Here is a 22,559-nt window from a genome sequence, read left to right on the forward strand (position 1 = left end):
ACCGTTGATAATGCATTCGAAGTTTGGGCTGTTCCAAATGAGCAGCTTAAGTCTCTGTGCAGCTTTAAGTAAAGTTAATTTTGTCGTTTACTATAATTTAGAGATTCAGATGGATGCCGGGTCGGAAACAAAGGATGAACAGACTTCAGTACATTCTGCTACGGGGGCGACGGCTGTTCCCGCTGCGGAGACAGCAGCTCCGGAGCTTCCCGGGGAAGCGGAGGAAGAAAGTCCTTTCATCGGCACATGGGTCTGCGGCAGAGCGACCGTTGAGATCCTTTTAGAAAAAGGAGAAGACGAGGCTGACCCCGCAAGGAAAGCGGCGGCAGAAGCGGACAAGGCGGCAGCAGGTGTGACAGAAGACGCAGCTGTGGAAAGTGCTAAAACCCCTGAGGCAGAGAGTGCAGCGGCTCCTGCAGCCAAAGAAGAGTCTTCTGTATTGGCGGAAACAGGAGCACCCTCGGCAGCAGCAGAGCCGGTCAATCCGGTTAAGACAGGAGTGCCTGCATCTGAAGAGCCGGCCAAAACGGCAGAGACAGGAGCGCCTGCAGCAGAAGAGCCGGCCAAAGCAGGCGGGACAGGCGCATCTGCGGCGGAAGAAAACAAAGAAGCTTCCGGCACTGCCGGTACTGAAGCGGCAGCAGAGACTCCCGCCAAACCGGAGACACCCGCAGGAGACGTTTATAAAGTCGGTATCGTCTGGGGCTCCAGTTACAATGAAGTGTGCAGATGGGACTATACCTGCACACTGGACAAAGAAGGGAAAGTCCTCTCAGATCCCGGAACAGGTATCAGAACGGATATTGTATTCGGGGCGGAGGGCGCGACTGAAACTGCAGAAGTCATCTATTCAGACGGCGCGGCTGAGTTCACGATCGATAAGGACGGGAAGCTCCTGTGGAATGACAAGAAGGAAGATGCTGCTCAGGATATGGCCTTTGAGAGAGTTTCCTTCTATTCCGAGGCTCCTTCCGCGGAAGACCTCGCAGACGGCTTTTTCCGTGTCATCAGCAGTTACGGACAGGGTGTCAGCGGGACTTCCCTCAAAGAAGCCATTGCGGCCTGCAGGGCATTCGGTTTTGCAGGAACTTATGACATTATGAATGTGGCAGAAGAGGAGCTTGAGCAGAATCTTGAAGCCGCATGGAAGAGCCTGAAAAAGCAGGAGCAGGATGCTTTCAGTATCAATTATCCCGGTGTGATCTCACTGGTCGATTCCTGCCTCTCCAATTGGAAGGGAGCCCGCGGTCTCTTTGAAGATGCCGGCGTTGCTAAAGAAATGGAGATGCAGCTTGAAGACTCCCAGACCAGAGCTTCCTGGGCGGAGCTGCTTGCGGCTTTTGGAAAAGTCAATACCGGAGAATAAACAAGGAGATAGATGTAAATATGAAATTAGGAATCGTTGGCCTTCCGAACGTAGGCAAGAGCACCCTGTTTAACGCACTTACAAAAGCCGGCGCTGAGGCGGCTAATTACCCCTTTTGCACGATCGATCCCAATGTAGGTGTGGTCGCTGTCCCGGACGAGCGGATCAGGCTTCTCGGAGAGATGTATCACTCCAAAAAGGTGACCCCTGCTGTTATTGAATTCGTCGATATCGCGGGTCTGGTCAAGGGTGCCTCCAAGGGAGAGGGCCTGGGCAACCAGTTCCTGGCCAATATTCGTGAGGTGGACGCCATTGTCCATGTGGTCCGGTGTTTCGAGGATGAGAACGTGATCCATGTGGACGGCAGTGTGGACCCCTTGCGCGATATAGAAACGATCAACCTGGAGCTGGTCTTTGCAGACCTCGAGGTACTGGAGCGCAGGATCTCCAAGGTGGCGCGCACAGCCAAGATGGATAAGGAAGCCGGGAAGGAGATGGAATTCCTGAAAAAGGTGAGAGACCATCTCGAGAGCGGAAAGCCGGCCTCCCTTCTGTCCGGCCACGGCGGAGCCGGGACCGGAGCAGCTGATTCAGACCTGTCCGAGGATGAGGAAAAGTGGCTCCAGACCTATAACCTGCTCACGGACAAGCCTGTGATCTATGCCGCCAATGTTGCGGAGGATGATCTGGCAAATGACGGGGCGGACAATGAGGGTGTTCAGAAGGTGCGCGAATACGCGGCGCAGACAGGGAGCGAAGTCTTCGTCATTTGCGCGAGCATCGAATCGGAGATCGCTGAGCTTGACGACGATGAGAAAGCCCTGTTCCTGGAGGATCTGGGAGTGGAAGAAGCAGGTCTTGACAAGCTTGTCCGTGCAAGCTACAGGACCCTGGGTCTCATGAGCTTCCTCACAGCGGGAGAGGATGAGACCCGTGCCTGGACCATCAAGATCGGGACCAAAGCTCCTCAGGCTGCCGGAAAGATCCACAGCGATTTCGAGAGAGGCTTCATCAAGGCAGAAGTTGTCAACTACAAGACCCTGCTCGAACTTGGTTCCCTCGCCGCTGCCCGTGAAAAGGGCCTGGTCGGCATGGAAGGCAAGGAATATGTCGTCAAGGATGGAGATGTCATCCTGTTCAGATTTAATGTTTAGTGGCAAGGGCAGCGATTAATATGGAACAAATGATGGGAGATATGGACATCGCGTTTCCCCACCTGGGAATCTATCTGCAAAATGTCCCTAAAACGATAATGGTGGGGAACTTCGGGATCGCCATCTATGGCATCCTGGTCGCTTCAGCGATGCTGATCGGCATTTCGATCTCGGCCCATGTCGGAAAAAAGACAGGGCAGGATCCTGATCTGTACTGGGATTCCTTTGTATGGATCGTGATCTCGGCGATCGCCGGCGCCAGGATCTACTATGTGATCTTCATGTGGGAGTTTTATAAGGACAATCTCCTCCAGATCTTTAATCTGCGCGCGGGAGGACTCGCGATCTACGGCGGAATCTTCCTGTGCGTGGTCACGATCTTTATCTATTGCCGGAAGAAAAAGGTCAGCGCTCCCCTGTATCTCGATACGATCGTGTTCGGTCTTCTGATCGGCCAGGTGATCGGGCGATGGGGTAACTTTTTTAACAGAGAAGTGTTTGGAGAGTATACAGACAGTCTGCTGGCGATGCGCCTGCCTGTCGCTATGGTGCGGGCATCTGACATCAGCGAATCCATCGCCGCACATATGACAGAAGGCACCAACTATATCCAGGTCCATCCCACTTTCCTGTACGAGGGCATGTGGAACCTCATGATCTGTCTGCTGCTGTTTTTGTACATGCGCAAAAAGAAATTTGACGGTGAGCTGTTCCTGATCTATCTCGCGGCCTACGGTGTCGGCCGCGCCGCCATCGAATATATCCGGACCGACCAGCTCTACCTGCCCGGGACGAAGATCCCTGTGTCCATGGTCGTAGGCCTTGTGCTGGCAGTCTGTTCCACAGCCGCAGTGATCATAGGAAGAATGCGAAAAAAGGAAATAAAAGAGATCAAGACAGTTTAAAAAAACAATAATAATAAGCCTGTAAAGCGGCCTGAAGAGCAGTCCTGTACTGTTTTTCAGGCCGCTTTTTCGTGAAATGAGCAAAAGAGAACAGTTCGTTTGAATGCCCGCCATCAGAACCTGTGAAAGGAGAATGCATCCACGGCGCTCTGTAAAAATGTGAAATACAGGAAAAATATCTGACAAAATGACCGGACAAAAAGATCCGCAAATACAACCCGCAAATACGATCTGAAATTAACGATCAGGATAAAAACCCCTGCCAAGTATTGAAATATCCTGTTTAAGTTGGTATTATTACATAAAGTGGGTAAAAGTGGAGGAAAGTGGCGGATGTTCATGGGTTCCTATGATCATTCTCTCGACACAAAGGGGAGGATGATCATTCCTTCCAAATTCAGAGAAGCGCTGGGAGAGAGATTTGTGATCACAAAGAGTCTTGATCACTGTCTCTGCATCTACGACATGGCAGCCTGGGAGCGGTTTGTACAAAAGCTCTCCGGGCTTCCTTACAATACCCGAAAGCAGCGTGAACTGGTCAGGTTCTTTTTATCAGGAGCCTCAGAGGTGGAACCGGACAAACAGGGCAGAGTTCTGTTGACACAGAATCTGCGCGATCATGCCCATATCACAAAGGATGTGATCCTGATGGGCGTGGGAGCCAGGATCGAGATCTGGGATCCTGCCACCTATGAAGCGGAGGCCTTCAGCGATGATATGAATGAGATCGCAGAAGAGCTTCTGGGAAACGGATTTGAGATTTAAACGGGTCCTGTCAGGTTTCGGACCAGGTCCCGGACCAGTTTTCAGATTGGGGTTCAGAACATGTTCCCATTCGGGTTCCAGACCGGGTTTTAAACCGTTTTTCAGATACTGGACGCAGTTTTTTTACAGAGAGATCACAAATGGAATTTAAACATACATCAGTGCTTCTTCAGGAGTGCATCGACGGTCTCAATATCCGGCCGGATGGTTTATATATTGACGGCACACTGGGCGGAGGCGGGCATTCTTTTGAAATAGCAAAGCGTCTCACTCAGGGAGGAGTTCTGATCGGGATCGACCAGGATGAAGAAGCACTGTCGGCAGCCGGAGAAAGGCTGTTCGTCTATTCAGACAGAGTGCGCCTGGTCCACGATAATTATGAGAACATGGAAAACGCGGTCCGCAGCTTTCTGGAGGAAACTGCGTTTTCTGTCGTTCAGAGAGAAGAAGGCCAGGACAAAATTTCCGGGACAGTAGACGGGATCCTTCTGGATCTGGGGGTCTCTTCCTATCAGCTGGATAATCCCGAGAGGGGGTTCTCCTACAGGACGGACGCGCCTCTGGATATGCGCATGGACCGGACTGCGGATTTCAGCGCGAGGGATATCGTCAATACCTACAGCGCCCAGGAGCTGACAAGGATCCTCAGGGATTACGGAGAAGAGAAATGCGCGGCGAAAATTGCCGCGAATATCGTAAAGGAGAGAGAGATCGCCCCTATCGAGACGACCGGCAGACTGGCTCAGATCGTGGAGAGATCCATCCCGATGAAAATGCGGGAGAGGGGAGGCAATCCCTGCAAGAGGACATTTCAGGCTGTCCGGATCGCCTGCAACAGAGAGCTGGAGGTGCTGGAGGACACGCTGGATACTATGATCGATATGCTAAAGCCCGGCGGAAGGCTCTGCATCATCACCTTCCATTCACTGGAGGACCGGATCGTCAAAAATGCTTTCCGCAGGAATGAAAAGCCCTGTATATGTCCGCCGGAGTTTCCCGTCTGTGTATGCGGGCGCGTTTCAAAAGGCAGAGTGATCACCAGAAAGCCGATCCTTCCCGGAAAGGAAGAACTGGCTCAGAACAGGAGATCTGCAAGCGCAAAGCTCAGGATATTTGAGAAGCAATAAAAGTACAGGCTATCTTAGAAGCGAAAATAGTTGTGTATTAAAAGACGATAAAAACGCAGTACATTGAGAGGCAGTGAGATGGTAAGAACACTGGACGGGAACAGGGATTCCTCTTTTGAAAAACAGAAAAGACAGCCCGGGTGGAGTAAGACCCCGGCTGTTCCTGCACAGAACTCTTACCGGGCAGGACGCCGTCTGTCAGGAGTAAGAAACGCAGCCGGCCCGGGATCAGAGGAGAGCGGACCGGACAGGAATACCAGCGGCAGCAGCCTGGTGAGAGGCTCGGTCATGAGCCTGGGGACTGTTGTGTTCATGCTGGGGATCATTGCCCTGATCACGACCCTGCTGATCTACTACATTACGATCCAGGCGGAAGTCAAGCGCACCTCCCAGGAAATTGCCGAGATGGAGGAAGAGCTGACCCAGATCAGGGCGGAAAACGATGCGGCCTACAATGAGATCAATGACAGCATCAGCCTGGATGAAGTGCGCGAGCGGGCTATCCATGAACTCGGTATGAAATATGCCAACAGGGACCAGGTCGTGATCTATTCCACCGAGGAGGAGGACACTGTGCACCAGGTGATGGAAGCCGGCGGACAATGACCGCGGTCAGAGAGGTAAGAAACTTTGAACAGTAATCAGGTTAAGCGGACGGGACGCGGCATAAGGAAAGGACCAAAACGTTTTACGATCAGCATGAAAAAAAGGCTGGTGGTCCTGTTTCTGATCATCCTGACAGCTTTTTTTGCGCTGGGGATCCGTCTTTATCTCATTCAGAGGGACAATGGCCGCTCGTATACCATGCAGGTACTTTCCCAGCAGGCTTACAATAACAAGACTCTTCCCTGTAAAAGGGGAAAGATCATGGACAGCAGCGGCACTGTCCTGGCGGACAGTCAGCTGGTCTACAATGTGATCATAGATGCCAAGCAGATGCTTGAAGAGGATGATTATCTGGAACCCTCTCTTGACGCTGCCGAGCGGCTGGGGATCGACAGGGAAAAACTGCTCGCCTATATAACCGAACATCCTGACTCGCAGTATTACATCGCGAGAAAAAATCTGCCCTATCAGGACAAGAGGGACTTTGACGAGGAAGTGGAAAAGGGCATCGAAAAGGAAAAGAAAGCTCTTGAGAAAGCAGAAGAAGATAATAAAGACAGCCGGGACGGGGAAAGCGGACAGGCCGGTCAAAAGACGCCGAAAAAGACAGAGGTCAAACTGGTATACAGCAATATCAAGGGAATCTGGTTTGAAGAGAGCTATATCCGCACTTATCCCTGCAAAACTCTTGCCGCAGATGTGATCGGGTTTACAGTGGGAGACAATACCGGAGCGTACGGTCTGGAAGAATATTATGAGGAGACCCTCAAGGGAGTCCCCGGACGGTCCTACGGATATCTGGATGAATCCCTGAATATGGAACAGACCACGATCCAGCCCAAGGACGGCAACAACCTCGTCCTGACCCTGGATGCCAATATTCAGAGTATCTGCGAGAAATACCTCAATGAATTAAATGAGGAGTTCAGAAACAGAAGGCACAAAGGAAACGGCTTCAATAACGGCGCCTGCATCATTATGGATGTCAATACCGGCGGGATCCTGGCCATGGCCAGTTCTCCTGGTTTTGACCTGAGCGACCCCTATAACATTTCCGCAGTCGCAGGTATGCCCAAGCTGGATGAAAATTACAATCCGATCAGCAGTTATATGTCGGAGGCTGACACCCAGGCCCTGTCTGATGCCGATAAATCCAAGTACCTGAGTACCCTGTGGAGTAACTACTGCATAAGTTCCCATTTTGAACCGGGATCGACGGCAAAGCCATTTACCACAGCCACAGGGCTTGAGACAGGAAAGATAAAACCGACCGACAAATATGAATGCAACGGTTATCTTCAGGTCGGAGATACCTACATACGATGCGTACACGTGGCGGGCGACGGGATCCTGGATCCCGGCGGCGCGATTGAGAGGTCCTGCAACGTGGCGCTCATGCAGGAGGCAGAAAAGATCGGCGCGGACATCTTCTGCAAATATCAGAATGTATTTAACTTCGGCCTTAAGACCAATGTCGACCTCGCCAGAGAATCGAGGACGAATGAGTTTTTGTATACATCGGACCAGATGTCGGATGTCGACCTCGCCTCCAATTCTTTTGGTCAGAACTTTGAATGCACGATGATCCAGATGATCTCCGGTTTCTGCTCCCTGATCAACGGAGGCAGCTATTACCAGCCTCATATCGTCGACAGGATCACGAGCGCGGGAGGATCGACGGTCCTTACCAATTCCCCCCGCCTTCTGAAAAAGACAGTGTCTGAAGAAACCAGCGCGATGATCCGCAAATACTGCATCCGGGTCGTCGAGGGAGAGAACGGAACGGGCCCCCAGGCCAGGCCGGCGGGCTACAGGGTCGGTGGCAAGACAGGAACCGCAGAGACCCTTCCCCGTGAAAACGGGCAGTATATCGTCTCCTTCCTGGGGTTCGCGCCTGCTGAAAACCCCAGGATCGCCATCTACGTGGTCCTGGACCGCATGAACAAGAAAAATCAGGACGAATCCCTCTGGGCGAGCGCTACTGCCAGAAAGATTCTGACAGAAGTGCTTCCCTACATGAATATCTACATGACAGAGCCTCTGACAGATGCGGAGCGGATCGAGCTCGAGAAACAGGGCCTGTATGACACAAATGACCGGAAAAATGACCGGACAAAAGATAAGTAAAATGCGGAACTGTAAATGTTCTGAAGCGCAAATAAACTGCGGAACGGACAAATCCTTTAACTGCAAAAACCTGCGGAAAAAGGGAAAGGACTTGGAAACAAATGCATCTGGATGTTGATTTGACTGCAGCTGTGACGACATTTCTCGTCGGCTTTCTGGTGAGTGCCGTATCGGGGAGATACCTGATCCCCTTTCTCAGGAGGCTGAAGGCGGGACAGACGGAACGCAGCGACGGCCCTCAAAGCCATTTAAAAAAGACAGGAACTCCGAACATGGGAGGGCTGATGATCCTGCTCGGAGTGACACTGGCCTGTTTTCTCCCCTTCCGGGGGCAAAGAAACACGATCCCGGTCCTTATCCTCACGATCGGCTTCGGACTGATCGGCTTTGCCGATGATTATATCAAAGTAGTGAAAAAAAGATCGGACGGCCTGCTCGCCTGGCAGAAGTTTCTGCTGCAGGTGCTGGTCTCTCTTTTGTTTGCCTTTTATGTACAGAAGATCCACTATGTGCCCCTCACCATGAAGATTCCGTTTATGACCGGAAAAGTTCTCAATTTTGGCTTTTTGAATATTCCGATCATGGTGTTTATCGCTGTGGCCACAGTCAACGGGACGAATTTTACCGACGGAGTGGACGGGCTCGCGAGCTGCGTGACGATAGCCGTCGCGGTCTTTTTTGTCATTGCCGCCGCGGCTGCAGCCTCCGGAGTGATCCTCGCCGGTACGGCAATGATCGGAGCCCTGATGGGATTTCTGCTGTATAACGCCTATCCGGCCAAGGTATTTATGGGAGATACCGGGTCTCTGGCGCTGGGAGGTTTCGTCACCGGAATGGCCTATATGCTCCAGCTCCCTCTCTTTATTCCGATCGTAGGTTTTATTTATGCCATCGAAGTCATTTCCGTGATCATTCAGGTGCTCTGGTTCAGGCATACCGGAGGAAAACGCTTTTTCCGGATGGCGCCCATCCACCATCATTTTGAGATGGGAGGCTGGTCGGAAGTGCGGGTTGTGGCTGTATTTACGATCGTCACAGCAGTCCTGGGGGCGGTTGCCATCCTTGCCCTTTAGCAAGACTTTAACAAGACTTTAACAAGGCGCTTTATCAAAAACAGACAGAGAAGAACACCAGCCTGTCTGTAAAGCCTTCACGGCCTGGGTACGGTCAGCATACCTGACGAGGAGTGCTTTCTGATGGAAACATAAAAAGGAAAGATAACCTGTGCAGCAGAAAGGTTTTATTCTTCATCGCGTAATACCCGTGTCTTCAGACGTGGGATACATGCGCAGAAAGGGAAACCCGCAGGCGCGAACCCATGCTGCGCATGAGCGCAAGACTCGCGAGCGAGTCTTGAAGATAAGAGTTCCTGATTTGAAGATAAAAATATGATCTGTGTGTCGGGGACACTTTGACAGGGAGAAAAAAATGGACTTAAAGGATAAAAAGGTTCTTGTGATCGGTACAGGGCTCAGCGGCATCGGCTCAGCGGAACTTCTGGTCAAAAAAGGAGCTCATGTGCTTCTTCTGGAGCAGAATGAAAAAGCAGACCGGGAAACGATCAAAAAGAAGTTTCAGGAAACGCTGACAGAAGAGGAGACAGCCTCGATCGAGATCCTGATCGGAGACTTCCCTGAAGAAATGATACCGGAGCTTGTGATCCCGAGCCCCGCTGTTCCTCTGGATTCCCCCCTGCTCATCAGAATGAAGGAAGCCGGAGTGCCTGTCCTGTCCGAGATCGAACTGGGCTGGCGCTTTGAAAAGGGAACTGTCCTGGCGATCACAGGGACAAACGGGAAAACCACGACGACAACTCTGGTCGGGGAAATCATGAAGGCGGCAGCTGCGGGAAAAAACGCTGAATGCAGTGAGGAATCAGGCTCAAAGAACTGTAGCGGAGATGGCGGAAGCGGAAAATCCGATGACAGCACCCCCAAGGTCTTTGTCGTCGGAAATATCGGCCGCTCCTACGCGGCAGCTGCGACAGAGACAGACCAGGATTCCTGGACAGTCGGCGAGATCAGCTCTTTCCAGCTGGAAGCGGCAGATACTTTCCGTCCGCATGTCAGTGCTATCCTGAATATTACGCCTGATCATCTGAACCGGCATTATACAATGTTAAACTACGCGGCGATCAAAGAGAGGATCGCGAAAAACCAGACGGGTGAGGATTTCTGCATACTCAATTACGACGACCCTTATCTGCGTCCCTTCGGAGAGCACCTGTGCCCGGCCAGGGTCGTATGGTTTTCGTCTAAGAGCACCCTGCCTGAAGGATATTATCTCGATGGAGACGAGATCTTTTTCGCAGAAAGAGGAAAAGCCGCCCGCAGACTGATAAATGTAAACGAAACACAGCTCGTCGGTGTCTGCAATGCAGAGAACGTCATGGCAGCCATCGCAATGACCAGTTCTGCCGGCGTCCCGATGCAGACCATTCTCTCAGTGGTCCGGGAATTCCCGCCCGTCCCTCACCGTATTGAGTTCTCCGGGGAGAAAAGGGGAGTCAGATACTACAACGACTCCAAAGCAACCAATCCGGACGCAGCGATCCAGGGGATCCGCGCAATGAAGGGACCGACCATACTGATCGGCGGAGGATATGACAAAAAGAACAGCTATGACGACTGGATCGAGGCCTTTGACGGCAAAGTCAAAAAGCTGGTTCTGATCGGACAGACCCGGGAGGATATAGCCGCCTGCGCCAGAAAGCATGGTTTTGACCAGATCATCATGTGCGAGACCTTCCAGGAGTGCCTGGAGACATGTACATCGCTGGCTGAGCCCGGTGACGAAGTGCTGCTCTCGCCTGCCTGTGCAAGCTGGGGGATGTTCCCCAACTATGAGGTGAGGGGAGACCAGTTCAAAGAATATGTCAGAAATCTGTGACCTGGAATGTCAGAAACTGCAGCCTTTACAGGGAATACCGGTATTTAAAAAATACCTGAATCGAATAGAGGATCATAAAATACCGATATTTAAATCCAGAAGGTATTTTTAAACATTAAAATTTCTGAAACTAAACGATATTCCAAATAATGGATATTTAAATAAAAAAAGATGTTATGAAAAACAACACTTCAAAAAAAGACAGGGCTTTACAGGGACTGAAACAGAATTTCAACGACTATAGTCTGCTCTTTATCGTTTTGTTCCTGCTTGCTTTCGGTCTCGTTCTCCTGTATTCGACGACGTCCTACAGGGCTTTGATTGATTATGAAGACTCGGGATATTATCTGAAGCGCCAGCTTGCCTTTACAGCCGGCGGACTGGTGCTCATGGGACTGATCACGGTCATTCCATACAGATTCTGGAGATTCCTGTCGATTCCCGCTTTCCTCGTCGCAATCGGTCTGATCCTGCTGACCCTGAGAGAAGACCCGGTCAACGGAGCCAGGAGATGGCTGCATTTCGGATCCAAGATATCCTTCCAGCCTTCTGAAGCGGCAAAAGTGGCGATCATCATTTTTACAGCCTTCCTGATCGAAATCATAGGGCGAAGACGCCTGCAGACTATATGGGGATTCCTGCTTCCGATGGTACCGGCAGTGATCATAGCGATCCTTCTGTGGAAACTGACGAACAATCTGAGTTCCGCTCTGATCATCCTTGCCATCGCCTTCGGCATGATTTTTGTGGCCTGCCCGGATTATAAGAGATTCGTAGCTTTGGCGGTGGCAGGTGTCGTGGGCTGTATAGCGGGCGTGACTTATATCGTCCGCATGGCAGATCCGGCCAAAATGGGCTTCCGCAGTGACCGTGTTCTTGTCTGGCTCGACCCTCAGTCCTACGCGGGCGACACAGGATACCAGACCCTTCAGGCTCTTTATGCCATAGGCTCCGGAGGAATCTTTGGGAAAGGCCTTGGCCAGAGCATGCAGAAGATTGTAGTGCCTGAAGCCCAGAACGACATGATCTTTTCCATTATCTGCGAGGAACTGGGATTCTTCGGAGCAATCAGTATCATGGTCCTCTTTATCCTCCTGATCTGGAGATTCATGCTGGTAGCCGGCAATGCGCAGGACCTGTACGGTGCTTTGATCGTCACAGGAGTCGTCACCCACATTGCGGTGCAGGTCGTCCTGAATATCGCGGTCGTCACCAATACGATCCCCAACACGGGTGTCACCCTTCCCTTCATCAGCTATGGCGGATCCTCTCTGTTTTTGCTGCTGGCGGAGATTGGAATGGTAATGAGCGTGGCGAGAAGGACCCGCATAGCTGAGATTGAAGCGACGGAAGCCGCAGGCTGATGTCGGTCTGACTGCCTTATGACTGTGTCTTAAGACAGAACACGAACTGGAACAAACTGGAACGAACTGACCGGGTCTGCTGACAGACCTGACTGACATGGGGCTGACAGGACAGGGTGACGGGACGGGCTGACGGAGTCTGCTGACTGACCTGACGGAGGCTGTCGGCCTATAACGATTCCAGACAGCTAACACAATAAAAACAACAAAAGAATAAACAACAATAGGATTAAACAACAAGAGGATTAAACAACAATAGAAATAGACGGCAAACGGGGTATGAGAACTATGAGAAACAGAGTATCCATTCAGAACGGCAGGACCGGAAAACAGGACTCTCGCGATGAGCTGAGGGATATGTATGATAACCTGGGATTTTCAGGAAACTCAGCGGTATCGGCAGTCCCCCTGTACCAGATCAACCGGATCAACCCTGCACCTGCAAAACTACTGGGAAAACAGAATATTCCACTTGCTGAAAGGGAGATCGTAAAAGGAAAAAAGATTCGGGATGTTGTACAGGCACCGGTATTCCCCTTACAGGGGCTTCTTGACCTGCTCGGGAAAATAACACTGAGAGGATGTCTGCTCAGCCTTCTGGCTCTGGCAGCCATTGCACTTTCTGTGATCCTCATGGTCTTCAACCTGAAGAAAACCGTGATTTATGGAAATACCAAGTACAGCCAGGAACAGATTGAATCCTTTATCACCAGAGGAAGACTGGGAGACAATACCTTTGTTATGGCTCTCAAATACCATCACAGGACTGTGACGGACATTCCTTTCATTGACCAGATTGATATTGACCTGGTCAATGCATCGACTGTTCGAGTCAATATCAAAGAAAAGGAGATTGCAGCCAGTATTTTTCACAATGGAAGGAATGTTTACATCTCCAGGGACGGTATGATACAGACTGTTTCCGGCAGGACGGCAGAAAACACGACCATGATCACCGGGGTGACACTTACAAATCCAGTCATGGGAGAGCAGATCCAGGCGGAGAACCAGAAAGGTATGAGTCTTGCCCTCGAACTCCTGAGCGCCCTTGACAAATACGGGATCCATGCTGATTCCATTGACATTGATGAAAAAAACAGTCTGACTGCCTCATTTGGAAACGTAAAAGTCCGTGCCGGCAAAGGCGGATATGACCAGAAAATGTTCAAGCTTCATCAGATCGTCCCTTATCTGGAAGGCAGGAGCGGGATCATTTCAATGACCGGCTATAATTATAATGGAGAAAACATTGTTCTTTATCCGTTCATCAGACCGGAGGTCACCCGCGCTGAGGCGGCTGTCGAAGCTGTCAAAGCCAATGGCGACGAGAAAGTCGAACAGGTAAAACCTGCTGCCCAGGAAGAAGAGGAAGAATCAAAGACTGAGAAAGCAGGGAAAGCTGAAAAAGCGGAAAAGGCTGAGAAGGCCGGGGAAGCCGGAAAAGCGGAAAAGGCTGAGAAGGCCGGGAAAGCCGAAGAAGCAGAGAAAGCTGGAAAGACTGAGAAGACAGAGAAGGTCGAAAAAGCTGAGAAGTCCGGAGATGCCGGAAAAGCAGAAAAAGCCGAAAAAGCAGAAAAGATAGAAAAGACTGAAACCGGCAAGCAGGAAATGAAAGAAGAAACCGGATCTGCAAAAGCCTCAGGAGAGAAAGCAGCAACCGAAAATAAAGCGGCGGCTGAGAAGAAAGCAGCGGCCGAGAAGACGGCAGCAGCCGAAAATAAAGCGGCAGTCGAGAAGAAAGCAGCAGCTGAGAAAGCGTCTTCAGAAGAGAAGACCCCGGAGAAGAAAACTGCGGCAGAAAAAACTGCGGCGGAAAAGACTGCTGCCGCAGAGAAAACCACTTCAGAAAAGCAGGCTGTTCCTGAAAAGAAGGCCGGAGAGTAAGACACTGAAAAGAAAAAAGTGTCTGAGGATTGACGGAACTGACAGAAAAGTTACAGTTGAATACAGAGCCAGAGCCTGAAATTGGCTGAAAAATCCGCATTTGGAAACGAATGCGGATTTTTGACCTTAATAGTCAAATTTCTGCGGACACTTTATATTCGTTCAAAAACAGGATTGATTATTTGATGACCAGATTGTATGATAGGTTTGGCTTTAAAAATATCGTAGGATATTTGCTTTTATAAAGAAAAAAGGATTTTGAAGGAGGGAGTCACCGTGCTCGAGATTAAAACAAATGATACTGAGACAGCTTGCAAGATTATCGTTGTCGGTGTTGGCGGAGCTGGGAACAATGCAGTAAACAGAATGGTGGATGTGGACATTACAGGCGTTGAGTTCATAGGCGTTAACACAGATGTCCAGGCCCTGCAGCTCTGCAGAGCCCCCAAGCTGCTTCAGATAGGAGAAAAGTTGACAAAGGGCCTGGGTGCCGGTGCAAATCCCGAGGTAGGTATGAAGGCTGCGGAAGAGAGCGCTGACGAGATCGCAAACGCGATCAAGGGCGCCGATATGGTTTTTGTTACCTGCGGTATGGGCGGCGGAACAGGAACCGGAGCTGCACCTATCGTTGCCAAGCTCGCCAAGGAGCAGGGCATCCTTACAGTCGGCGTCGTGACAAAGCCTTTCAGCTTTGAGGCGAGAAGCCGCATGTCCCGCGCGCAGGCCGGTATCGAGAATATTAAGGAAAACGTGGATACCCTGATCGTGATCCCCAATGACAAACTGCTGGAGATCATGGACCGCAGGACGACACTTCCCGAAGCGCTCAAGAAGGCTGATGAGGTCCTGCAGCAGGCTGTACAGGGAATCACAGACCTGATCAACGTGCCCGCGATCATCAACCTCGACTTTGCGGATGTCCAGACCGTCATGCGCGACAAGGGCGTGGCGCATATCGGAATCGGCTATGGCAAGGGAGAAACCAAGGCTACCGATGCTGTCCGTATGGCAGTTGAGAGCCCTCTGCTCGAGACGACTGTAAACGGAGCGACGGATGTCATCATCAATATCTCCGGAGATATTTCCCTGGCAGACGCTTCTGATGCAGCAAGCTATGTTCAGGAACAGGCCGGTGAAGATGTCAACATCATCTTTGGCGCCATGTATGATGACAGCAACACGGATGCCTGTGATGTTACCGTTATTGCCACCGGAATCGGCAACAAGGATATGTTCTCTCCCAATACTATTTTCGGCAGTGCGGCTAAGGGCTCCAGCCCTTACGGCAGAGGCCTGAAGAAAGGTTTTGAGGAGCAGCTCAGCCGCAACCCTTCTCCCTATGGCCGTCCCGGCGCAGGCAATGCCCAGCAGAAGGAACTTGTGATCCCTTCCTTCCTTAGAAATAAGAGGTAAAGGAGAATAAGGGCTGACCCGGAAGCTACCGGGAAGAACCAGGTAAACAAATACCTGGAAAAACATGGCTTGAAAACACAGCAAACCTGGAAAAACAGCGGGAAACAGAAAATTAAACGACAGCAAATAAAAAAATAAATTTCCTCTTCCCTTTTAAAAAAAAGGTGCTATAATAGTCAAGTCGGAAAAAACAACATCATTGTCCGGACCGGTGATCAGGCCCGGACAATATTCGGGGACGTAGCTCAGTTGGGAGAGCGCAGCGTTCGCAACGCTGAGGTCGCGGGTTCGAATCCCGTCGTCTCCATTTTTTTATGCCTGAAATTTATTCTGAAATTTAACCTGAATTTTATGTACCGCACATAGACACGGGATAGCGGAAGCTCCCTGTGCCTGTGTGTTTTTTTATGCTTATTTACGATCAGATTATGTTAATATATGTGAAGCGATACAGAGAAGGAAAGGGAAAGGCAGTTAACATAGCATGGAGCATCTCAGATGTATTGTGGAAAGGATCACTTACCAGAATGCCATGAACGGCTATTCTGTGATCAAATGCCGGGCGAAGGGGTTTAAGGAGCTGGTGACAGTTGTAGGCTCTATGCCCGATGTCCATGTCGGCAGTGTGTTGTCTCTCGGGGGAAGCTGGCGGGTCGACGGGAAATATGGCAGGCAGTTTCAGATGGAGACATTTGAGGAAGCGCTGCCGGCGACAGTTTATGGCATTGAAAAGTATCTCGGCAGCGGCCTTGTAAAAGGGGTCGGTCCGAAGTATGCCAGGCGGATCGTCCAGAGATTCGGAAAAGATACGCTGACTGTGATCGAAGAGGATCCGGAGAAGCTGCTGGAGGTAGACGGGATCGGCCGGCTCCGCGTGGACCGGATCAAAAAAAGCTGGGAGGAGCAGAAAGAGATCAAAAACATCATGGTCTTTTTGCAGGGCCATGATGTCAGCACCGCGCATGCGACCAAAATCTACAAGACTTATGGAAACGAAAGTATCCGGACCGTGCAGGAGAATCCCTATCGTCTCGCCGATGATATCTGGGGGATCGGCTTCAGGACAGCGGACAGGATCGCGGAAAAACTGGGGTTCGGGCATGAAAAATACGTCCGGCTGCGGAGCGGCATCCTTTACACGCTGAACCGGCTCTCGGAGGGCGGGCACTGCTATGCGACCCGGGATCTGCTCCTGAAGACGGGAACTGAGCTCTTGTCTGTCGAAGACAGTATTCTGTCCATGACTCTGGACGAAATGATCCGGGCTAAGGACGTCATTATAGAAGATATTCCGGTGAAAGAAGATCTGCTGTCAGGGAGCGGGACAGAAAAAAATAATAAAGCTTCAGAAAAAAGTCCCGGAACCGGACCGGAAAAAGCCATTTATCTGCCTCCTTTTTATTTCTCGGAATCGGGTACGGCGAGGCGCCTGCACGAGATCGGGATCGGGAGCGGCCAGATTCAGGTGGATCCGGAGGGGCTTGCGGACCGCATCCGGAAAAAAACAGGGATGCAGTATGACCAGATCCAGATGCAGGCGATCCTGACTGCTGTGACCAGCAAGGTGCTGGTCCTTACCGGCGGGCCGGGCACGGGAAAAACGACGACTACGCTGGGGATGATCACGGCTTTCCGCGAAGCCGGCGCCAGGATCCTCCTGGCTGCTCCGACCGGAAGGGCGGCAAAGCGTCTCTCCGAGGCGGCGGGAATCGAGGCCAAAACCATCCACCGGCTGTTGGAAGCCAAGCCGCCGGAAGGTTATCAGAAAAACGAAGAGAATCCCCTCAGGGGGGATGTCCTGATCGTGGATGAGTGTTCCATGATCGACATCATGCTCATGTATAATCTTCTCAAGGCAGTTCCGGATACGATGACCCTGATCCTGGTCGGGGATATCGACCAGCTGCCGAGTGTAGGCCCGGGAAATGTCCTGCGGGACATCATTGATTCCGGCTGCTTTCCGGTGGTGCGCCTGACAAGGATCTTCCGGCAGGCCCAGGCCAGCCGGATCATCATGAACGCCCACAGGATCAACAGCGGGAAAATGCCGGATATTTCAAACGGCAGGCAGAGCGATTTTTTCTTTATTGATATGGAGAAAGAAGCCTGGAAAGCCGGCATTCCGGAGGGGGATACCGCGGCGCTTTCCAGGGAAGCTGCAAGGCAGATCGTGGATCTGGTAAAAAACAGGCTGGCCCGGTATTACAGGACGCCGGCCCGGGAGATCCAGGTCCTGACCCCGATGCAGCGCGGCGCCGTGGGGGCTGTCAATCTGAATCAGGCGCTCCAGGAAGCCATTAATCCGGGAAACATGGGGCTCAGGAGGGGCGGATACCTGTTCAAACCGCAGGACAAGGTCATGCAGATCAGGAACAATTACGATAAGGAAGTGTTTAACGGCGATATCGGTGTGATCGAATCTGTGAATCAGGAGGAGGGATCCCTCATGGCGGACTTTGACGGCCGCCTGGTCACCTATGAGGTCTCTGAGCTGGATGAACTGGTCCTGGCCTATGCCGCGACGATCCATAAATCACAGGGGTCGGAATATCCCATTGTCGTGATGCCGGTCCTCATGAACCACTATATCATGCTGCAGCGAAACCTCATCTATACCGGGGTCACAAGGGCAAAAAAGATCCTGGTCATAGTCGGGACTAAGAAGGCCCTTGCCTATGCCGTCCACAACGTCACTGTGCACAGGCGGAATACCCTGCTCAAAGAGCGGCTTATGAAAATGCAGAGGTGACTGCCTGCGAAAGCTGTCTGAGGAAAGTGCCTGAAGAAGGCTGCCTGCGGTGACTGCCTGAGGAACGTGCGTGAAGGAGGCTGCCTGCGATGACTGCCTGATTGCTCTGTATAATGTGCCATTTTGAAGCGTTTCAGGTGTCCGGAACACGAAAACAATGTCTTGATTGCCTTCCGCAAATAGTGTATGATGCTACAGATTATTTAAGAGAATTTTTATAAAAAGAGAAAACAACTGTTTTCGGGAGGAGCATTTTTTATGACTGATAAAAAAATGACTTACGACATTGATGAAATGCCGCCTATAGGAGAAGCATTAGTTCTTGCTTACCAGCATCTGTTCGCGATGTTCGGCGCGACGATCCTGGTCCCTATCCTTGTAAATGCCCAGGCAGGGGAAGAGGTGCTCACGATTCCTGTGGCCCTCGTTTCTTCCGGGATCGGTACCCTGATTTATATTCTCTGCACGGGAGCGAAGTCTCCGGTATATCTTGGCAGCTCTTTTGCGTTTATTGTTCCTGTAGCTGCCGCTTATATGAAATCCGGCCTCGGGGGAGCCATGACCGGGATCATGGCAGTCGGCCTGATCTATGTGGTCGTTTCTTTTATCATCAGGGCAGTCGGAGAGAAATGGCTTGAAGACCTTCTGCCTCCTGTAGTGATCGGCCCTATGATCATGATCATAGGCCTGGGCCTTGCCCCTTCAGCGGTCAGCCAGATCGGACTTACCGGGGGAACACAGATGGAGATCAGGGTTGTCATCGTGGCACTTGTCTCCTTCATCGTCACAGCGGTTGTGATGACTGCCGCCCGCGGCTTTTTGAAGATCATTCCCTTCCTGGTGGGGATCACTGTGGGTTACATTGTGGCTGTTGTGTTCGGTCTCGTGGACTTTACAGCAGTTTATGAGGCGAGCTGGTTTGCGGTGCCGCAGTTTAAGATCATCTTCAGGGATTACACACCGGATTTCACAGCCCTGATCACTATCGCCCCGATCGCGCTTGTCACCATGTGTGAGCACATCGGCGATCATACATCTTTGAGCAATATAATAGGTAGAAACCTGATCGAAGACCCCGGTCTGCACAGAACGATGCTGGGTGACGGGATCGCGACCTTTGTGGCGGGGCTGATCGGAGGCCCGGCGAATACGACCTACGGGGAGAACACAGCTGTTGTCGGTATGACCAGGGTGGCCAGTGTCAAGGTCATCAGGCTCGCCGCAGTTTTTGCTATTATCGTCGGATTCTTTGGAAAATTTACGGCTCTTGTCTCCACGATTCCCAATGCCGTGCTCGGCGGAGTCTCCCTGCTGCTCTACGGCTTTATCGCGGTCAATGGACTGAAGGTCCTGATCAAGAACCAGGTCAATTTCGATGAGTCCAAAAACATCATTGTAGCCTCCTCCATGCTGGTCCTGGCCCTTGGCGGCGCGGCTATTTCAATCGTTAACGGGGATCTGTCCCTGACGATTTCCGGCATGTCCCTGGCCGCTGTGGTCGGGATCCTGCTGAACCGCTTCCTGCCTGAGGAAAGCGGACGATGAGATCAAGGGCATGTCCCTGTCCGCTGTGGTCGGGATCCTGCTGAACCGCTTCCTGCCTGAGGAAAGCGGACGATGAGATCAATGGCATGTCCCTGTCCGCTGTGGTCGGGATCCTGCTGAACCGCTTCCTGCCTGAGGAAAGCGGACGATGATATTAATGTATGCTGACAGGAAAAAGCTGCAGCGACACGGAAGGACAGAGGGATAGTGTTTATGAAGAAAAAAACGCACAACCGGGGCGAAGGCGGTTTCACCGGACAGCTGGGGTTTGTTATGGCATCTGCCGGAAGCGCTGTCGGTGTAGGGAACCTGTGGCGTTTCCCTTATCTGGCGGCGAAGGACGGCGGCGGGCTGTTTATCCTGATTTACCTCATCCTGACCTTTACATTCGGCTTTACCCTTCTGATCTCAGATATTGCTACGGGGCGAAAGACAGAGACGAGTTCTGTTCATGCCTATAATAAAATACACCCGAAATGGGGATTCCTCGGGATCCTCACCTTCCTTGTCCCGGTCATCATCATGACCTATTATGCGGTCATCGGAGGATGGATCGTCAAATACATTGTGGTCTTTCTGACCGGACAGGGCAGGGCTGCCGCTTCCGATGATTACTTTACGGCTTTTATCACTTCTCCTGTCGAAGCCTCGGTCTACGCCTGTATCTTCATGTTGATCACGGCAGTGGTCGTTTTTAACGGGGTGAGGGACGGGATTGAGAAATGTTCAGCTATTCTGATGCCCGCTCTTTTAGTAATGATCATTGCCATTGCGGTTTTTGCCCTGACCCTTAAGAGCACGGACGCTGAAGGCGTTACGAGGACGGGTCTGCAGGGTCTTAGTGTTTATCTGATGCCTGACCTCACGGGACTGACTGTTTCCCGCTTCCTTCAGGTTCTGCTGGACGCCATGAGCCAGATTTTCTTTTCCCTCAGTGTGTCCATGGGAATCATGATCACCTATGGCTCCTATATCAACAAGGATGTGGATATCGTTACATCTGTTCATCAGATTGAAGGCTTTGATGTGGGAGTGGCTCTGCTCGCGGGAATGATGATCATTCCGACCATCTATGTTTTTGAAGGAATCGAGGGCATGAAGGCAGGCCCGAGCCTGATGTTTGTTTCCCTTCCCAAGGTGTTTGAATCCATGTATGGCATTGGACGCTTTGTCGGACTGGCCTTTTTCCTCATGGCGGCTTTCGCGGCGCTCACCAGCTGCGTCTCCGTGCTTGAGACGATCACGGCCAACTGTATGCAGGTCTTTCACACGAAAAGACACCCTACGACAATAGTCCTGACACTGATCTATACAGCGGCATCAGTCATCATTTCTCTCGGATACAGCCTTTTTTATCTGGAACTGCCGCTCCCCAACGGAAGCATCGGCCAGCTCCTGGATCTGATGGACTATATCAGCAACAGTGTTATGATGCCCTTTATCTCCCTACTCGCGGCTCTCCTGATCGGATGGGTCGTGGGACCTGGGTGGATCGTAGAAGAAGTGGAGTATGGGGGAAAACCTTTCTCTATGAAACGCTGTTATTCCCTTATGATCCGTTTCGCAGTGCCGGTCATCATGTTTATTCTATTCCTGGTATCGACGGGAGTTTTCAATATTTAAAAATCAGGGGATAAGTAGAAACAGCATACTTTAAACAGCTCCGAAGAACACAAAAAGATTCGGAGTGGATCCGGGGGCTTTTTATGCCTGGCAGAACCGGGATATCCCTGCATACCTCCTCTGTAACAAAAACCTGCCGCGTCTTCTTTTACAAAAAGCACAAAAACTTTCTGTAAGAAGATGAAAAAAACTGTTGAAACTGTGTCGCTGTTATGCTAAAATGGCAAAGTCGGCTGAGGGAAAACAGCTGATGCCGCCAGAGCGGCACATATAGGGGAATCATACAATGGCAGTATCACGGTCTCCAAAACCGTTCATGGGGGTTCGAATCCCTCTTCCCCTGTTTGGTTTTATAAGCACCTGTCACGCGTTGACAGGTGCTTTTCTTTTTGCCCGGAAAGCCTTATTTTATGCGGTTTTCGTCCCCTTTTTGGTGTTAGCTGATATTGTCCGGGGTCTCATTCAGTCCGTCTTATTGGACATTAGATAATTGGTGTAGTAATTGGTGTAGCAGCGGGCTTTTTCGTCAGGAGCTGTCCATAGAAGCTGGTTTATGTTACAATGAGATTGCGCTATATGACTAGCCGGGACGGGGATAGTCCCGTGGAGGGTAAGAAACATGAGTGACAGAGAAAAGGCTAAGCATTTAATAGATCAGATTCCTGAATACAAAATTGAATTGGTTCTTGCGTATTTGCAGGGCGTTTTTGATGGTGTGTCGGAGACTCCCAACAAGGAAACTATTGCGGCCTTCAAAGAGATCGAGGAAGGCGGCGGGCATCTGGTTTGAGATGTGAGTCAGACAGAAATCAGAAAGTATAATCAAATGGTGCAGTAAAAACTGCAGTACATGCAGGATTTTCCGCGTAGTTATGCGGTTTCTGGATTATAACGGAAAAACAAAGACTGTGTAAGCTGCATGCCACAGCTGCTGTACTGACTGCAGCCCTGATCCTGTCGGGGGATTTTGTCTGCTTGCGGAAGTCCTTCCGGCACCGGGAATGGGGCTTCTGGTAAAATGAACGACATTGTCCGGACCGGG

Annotated in this window: 16 protein-coding genes and 2 tRNA genes; all 18 read left to right on the forward strand. The window is 51.2% G+C overall.

The genetic code is table 11. From position 1 onward, the window contains the following. The first annotated feature begins 109 nt into the window (after window positions 1-109). The 18 genes from BLT02_RS07245 to BLT02_RS17120 all read left to right on the forward strand — a co-directional run bounded on the left by BLT02_RS07245 (window position 110) and on the right by BLT02_RS17120 (window position 22,307). The gene (locus BLT02_RS07245) at window positions 110-1,366 is read left to right on the forward strand and encodes a hypothetical protein (RefSeq protein WP_092993050.1); all 1,257 of its coding nucleotides are present in this window, start codon (window positions 110-112) and stop codon (window positions 1,364-1,366) included. 20 nt (window positions 1,367-1,386) lie between these two features. After that, a complete protein-coding gene (ychF, locus tag BLT02_RS07250; protein WP_092993052.1) occupies window positions 1,387-2,520 on the forward strand; it encodes a redox-regulated ATPase YchF in 1,134 nt (377 codons plus the stop codon). Between the two features lie 20 nt (window positions 2,521-2,540). Next, the gene (gene lgt, locus BLT02_RS07255) at window positions 2,541-3,425 is read left to right on the forward strand and encodes a prolipoprotein diacylglyceryl transferase (RefSeq protein WP_242869730.1); all 885 of its coding nucleotides are present in this window, start codon (window positions 2,541-2,543) and stop codon (window positions 3,423-3,425) included. Between the two features lie 333 nt (window positions 3,426-3,758). After that, entirely contained in the window at window positions 3,759-4,190 is a 432-nt protein-coding gene (gene mraZ / locus BLT02_RS07265) for a division/cell wall cluster transcriptional repressor MraZ (RefSeq protein ID WP_092993057.1), read from the forward strand. Window positions 4,191-4,330: 140 nt separating this feature from the next. Then, entirely contained in the window at window positions 4,331-5,317 is a 987-nt protein-coding gene (gene rsmH, locus BLT02_RS07270) for a 16S rRNA (cytosine(1402)-N(4))-methyltransferase RsmH (protein WP_092993060.1), read from the forward strand. A gap of 78 nt (window positions 5,318-5,395) precedes the next feature. Beyond that, window positions 5,396-5,923, forward strand: coding sequence for an FtsB/FtsL family cell division protein (locus BLT02_RS07275; protein WP_092993063.1), 528 nt, complete (start codon window positions 5,396-5,398; stop codon window positions 5,921-5,923). A gap of 24 nt (window positions 5,924-5,947) precedes the next feature. Next, the gene (locus BLT02_RS07280; RefSeq protein ID WP_139187471.1) at window positions 5,948-8,050 is read left to right on the forward strand and encodes a peptidoglycan D,D-transpeptidase FtsI family protein; all 2,103 of its coding nucleotides are present in this window, start codon (window positions 5,948-5,950) and stop codon (window positions 8,048-8,050) included. Window positions 8,051-8,151: 101 nt separating this feature from the next. Then, complete coding sequence (gene mraY, locus BLT02_RS07285) at window positions 8,152-9,123, forward strand: phospho-N-acetylmuramoyl-pentapeptide-transferase (RefSeq protein WP_092993069.1); 972 nt, start codon at window positions 8,152-8,154, stop codon at window positions 9,121-9,123. A gap of 355 nt (window positions 9,124-9,478) precedes the next feature. Then, window positions 9,479-10,939, forward strand: a complete 1,461-nt coding sequence (gene murD / locus BLT02_RS07290; protein WP_092993072.1) for a UDP-N-acetylmuramoyl-L-alanine--D-glutamate ligase — start codon at window positions 9,479-9,481, stop codon at window positions 10,937-10,939. A 176-nt stretch (window positions 10,940-11,115) separates the two neighbouring features. Beyond that, entirely contained in the window at window positions 11,116-12,303 is a 1,188-nt protein-coding gene (locus BLT02_RS07295; protein WP_092993075.1) for an FtsW/RodA/SpoVE family cell cycle protein, read from the forward strand. Between the two features lie 288 nt (window positions 12,304-12,591). Next, window positions 12,592-14,187 (forward strand): cell division protein FtsQ/DivIB, encoded by a 1,596-nt coding sequence (locus tag BLT02_RS07300; protein WP_092993078.1) that lies wholly within the window; start codon window positions 12,592-12,594, stop codon window positions 14,185-14,187. Window positions 14,188-14,463: 276 nt separating this feature from the next. Then, a complete protein-coding gene (ftsZ, locus tag BLT02_RS07305) occupies window positions 14,464-15,600 on the forward strand; it encodes a cell division protein FtsZ (RefSeq protein ID WP_092993081.1) in 1,137 nt (378 codons plus the stop codon). Window positions 15,601-15,834: 234 nt separating this feature from the next. Further along, window positions 15,835-15,907: transfer RNA gene (locus BLT02_RS07310), tRNA-Ala, on the forward strand. A gap of 177 nt (window positions 15,908-16,084) precedes the next feature. Further along, window positions 16,085-18,349, forward strand: coding sequence for an SF1B family DNA helicase RecD2 (locus BLT02_RS07315; protein ID WP_092993084.1), 2,265 nt, complete (start codon window positions 16,085-16,087; stop codon window positions 18,347-18,349). A 258-nt stretch (window positions 18,350-18,607) separates the two neighbouring features. Next, window positions 18,608-19,894 carry a uracil-xanthine permease family protein gene (locus BLT02_RS07320; RefSeq protein ID WP_092993087.1) on the forward strand — a complete coding sequence of 429 codons (1,287 nt, stop codon included), beginning with the start codon at window positions 18,608-18,610 and terminating at the stop codon, window positions 19,892-19,894. Window positions 19,895-20,107: 213 nt separating this feature from the next. Continuing rightward, complete coding sequence (locus tag BLT02_RS07325; RefSeq protein WP_092993091.1) at window positions 20,108-21,517, forward strand: sodium-dependent transporter; 1,410 nt, start codon at window positions 20,108-20,110, stop codon at window positions 21,515-21,517. Between the two features lie 272 nt (window positions 21,518-21,789). After that, a tRNA-Trp gene (locus BLT02_RS07330) sits at window positions 21,790-21,860 on the forward strand. A 276-nt stretch (window positions 21,861-22,136) separates the two neighbouring features. Further along, window positions 22,137-22,307, forward strand: a complete 171-nt coding sequence (locus tag BLT02_RS17120) for a hypothetical protein (protein ID WP_175453733.1) — start codon at window positions 22,137-22,139, stop codon at window positions 22,305-22,307. Window positions 22,308-22,559: the final 252 nt, after the last annotated feature.

It is taken from the genome of Sarcina sp. DSM 11001 (assembly GCF_900101015.1).
Classification (GTDB): Bacteria; Bacillota; Clostridia; order Lachnospirales; family Lachnospiraceae; genus CAG-791.

Excerpts from the sequence above, each read along its gene's own strand:
- BLT02_RS07245 (WP_092993050.1), top strand. The coding sequence starts at position 110 with ATGGATGCCGGGTCGGAAACAAAGGATGAACAGACTTCAGTACATTCT.
- BLT02_RS07295 (WP_092993075.1), top strand. The coding sequence starts at position 11,116 with ATGAAAAACAACACTTCAAAAAAAGACAGGGCTTTACAGGGACTGAAA.
- BLT02_RS07320 (WP_092993087.1), top strand. The coding sequence starts at position 18,608 with ATGACTGATAAAAAAATGACTTACGACATTGATGAAATGCCGCCTATA.
- BLT02_RS07275 (WP_092993063.1), top strand. The coding sequence starts at position 5,396 with ATGGTAAGAACACTGGACGGGAACAGGGATTCCTCTTTTGAAAAACAG.
- lgt (WP_242869730.1), top strand. The coding sequence starts at position 2,541 with ATGGAACAAATGATGGGAGATATGGACATCGCGTTTCCCCACCTGGGA.
- BLT02_RS17120 (WP_175453733.1), top strand. The coding sequence starts at position 22,137 with ATGAGTGACAGAGAAAAGGCTAAGCATTTAATAGATCAGATTCCTGAA.
- mraZ (WP_092993057.1), top strand. The coding sequence starts at position 3,759 with ATGTTCATGGGTTCCTATGATCATTCTCTCGACACAAAGGGGAGGATG.
- murD (WP_092993072.1), top strand. The coding sequence starts at position 9,479 with ATGGACTTAAAGGATAAAAAGGTTCTTGTGATCGGTACAGGGCTCAGC.
- rsmH (WP_092993060.1), top strand. The coding sequence starts at position 4,331 with ATGGAATTTAAACATACATCAGTGCTTCTTCAGGAGTGCATCGACGGT.
- mraY (WP_092993069.1), top strand. The coding sequence starts at position 8,152 with ATGCATCTGGATGTTGATTTGACTGCAGCTGTGACGACATTTCTCGTC.
- ychF (WP_092993052.1), top strand. The coding sequence starts at position 1,387 with ATGAAATTAGGAATCGTTGGCCTTCCGAACGTAGGCAAGAGCACCCTG.
- BLT02_RS07325 (WP_092993091.1), top strand. The coding sequence starts at position 20,108 with ATGAAGAAAAAAACGCACAACCGGGGCGAAGGCGGTTTCACCGGACAG.
- BLT02_RS07315 (WP_092993084.1), top strand. The coding sequence starts at position 16,085 with ATGGAGCATCTCAGATGTATTGTGGAAAGGATCACTTACCAGAATGCC.
- BLT02_RS07300 (WP_092993078.1), top strand. The coding sequence starts at position 12,592 with ATGAGAAACAGAGTATCCATTCAGAACGGCAGGACCGGAAAACAGGAC.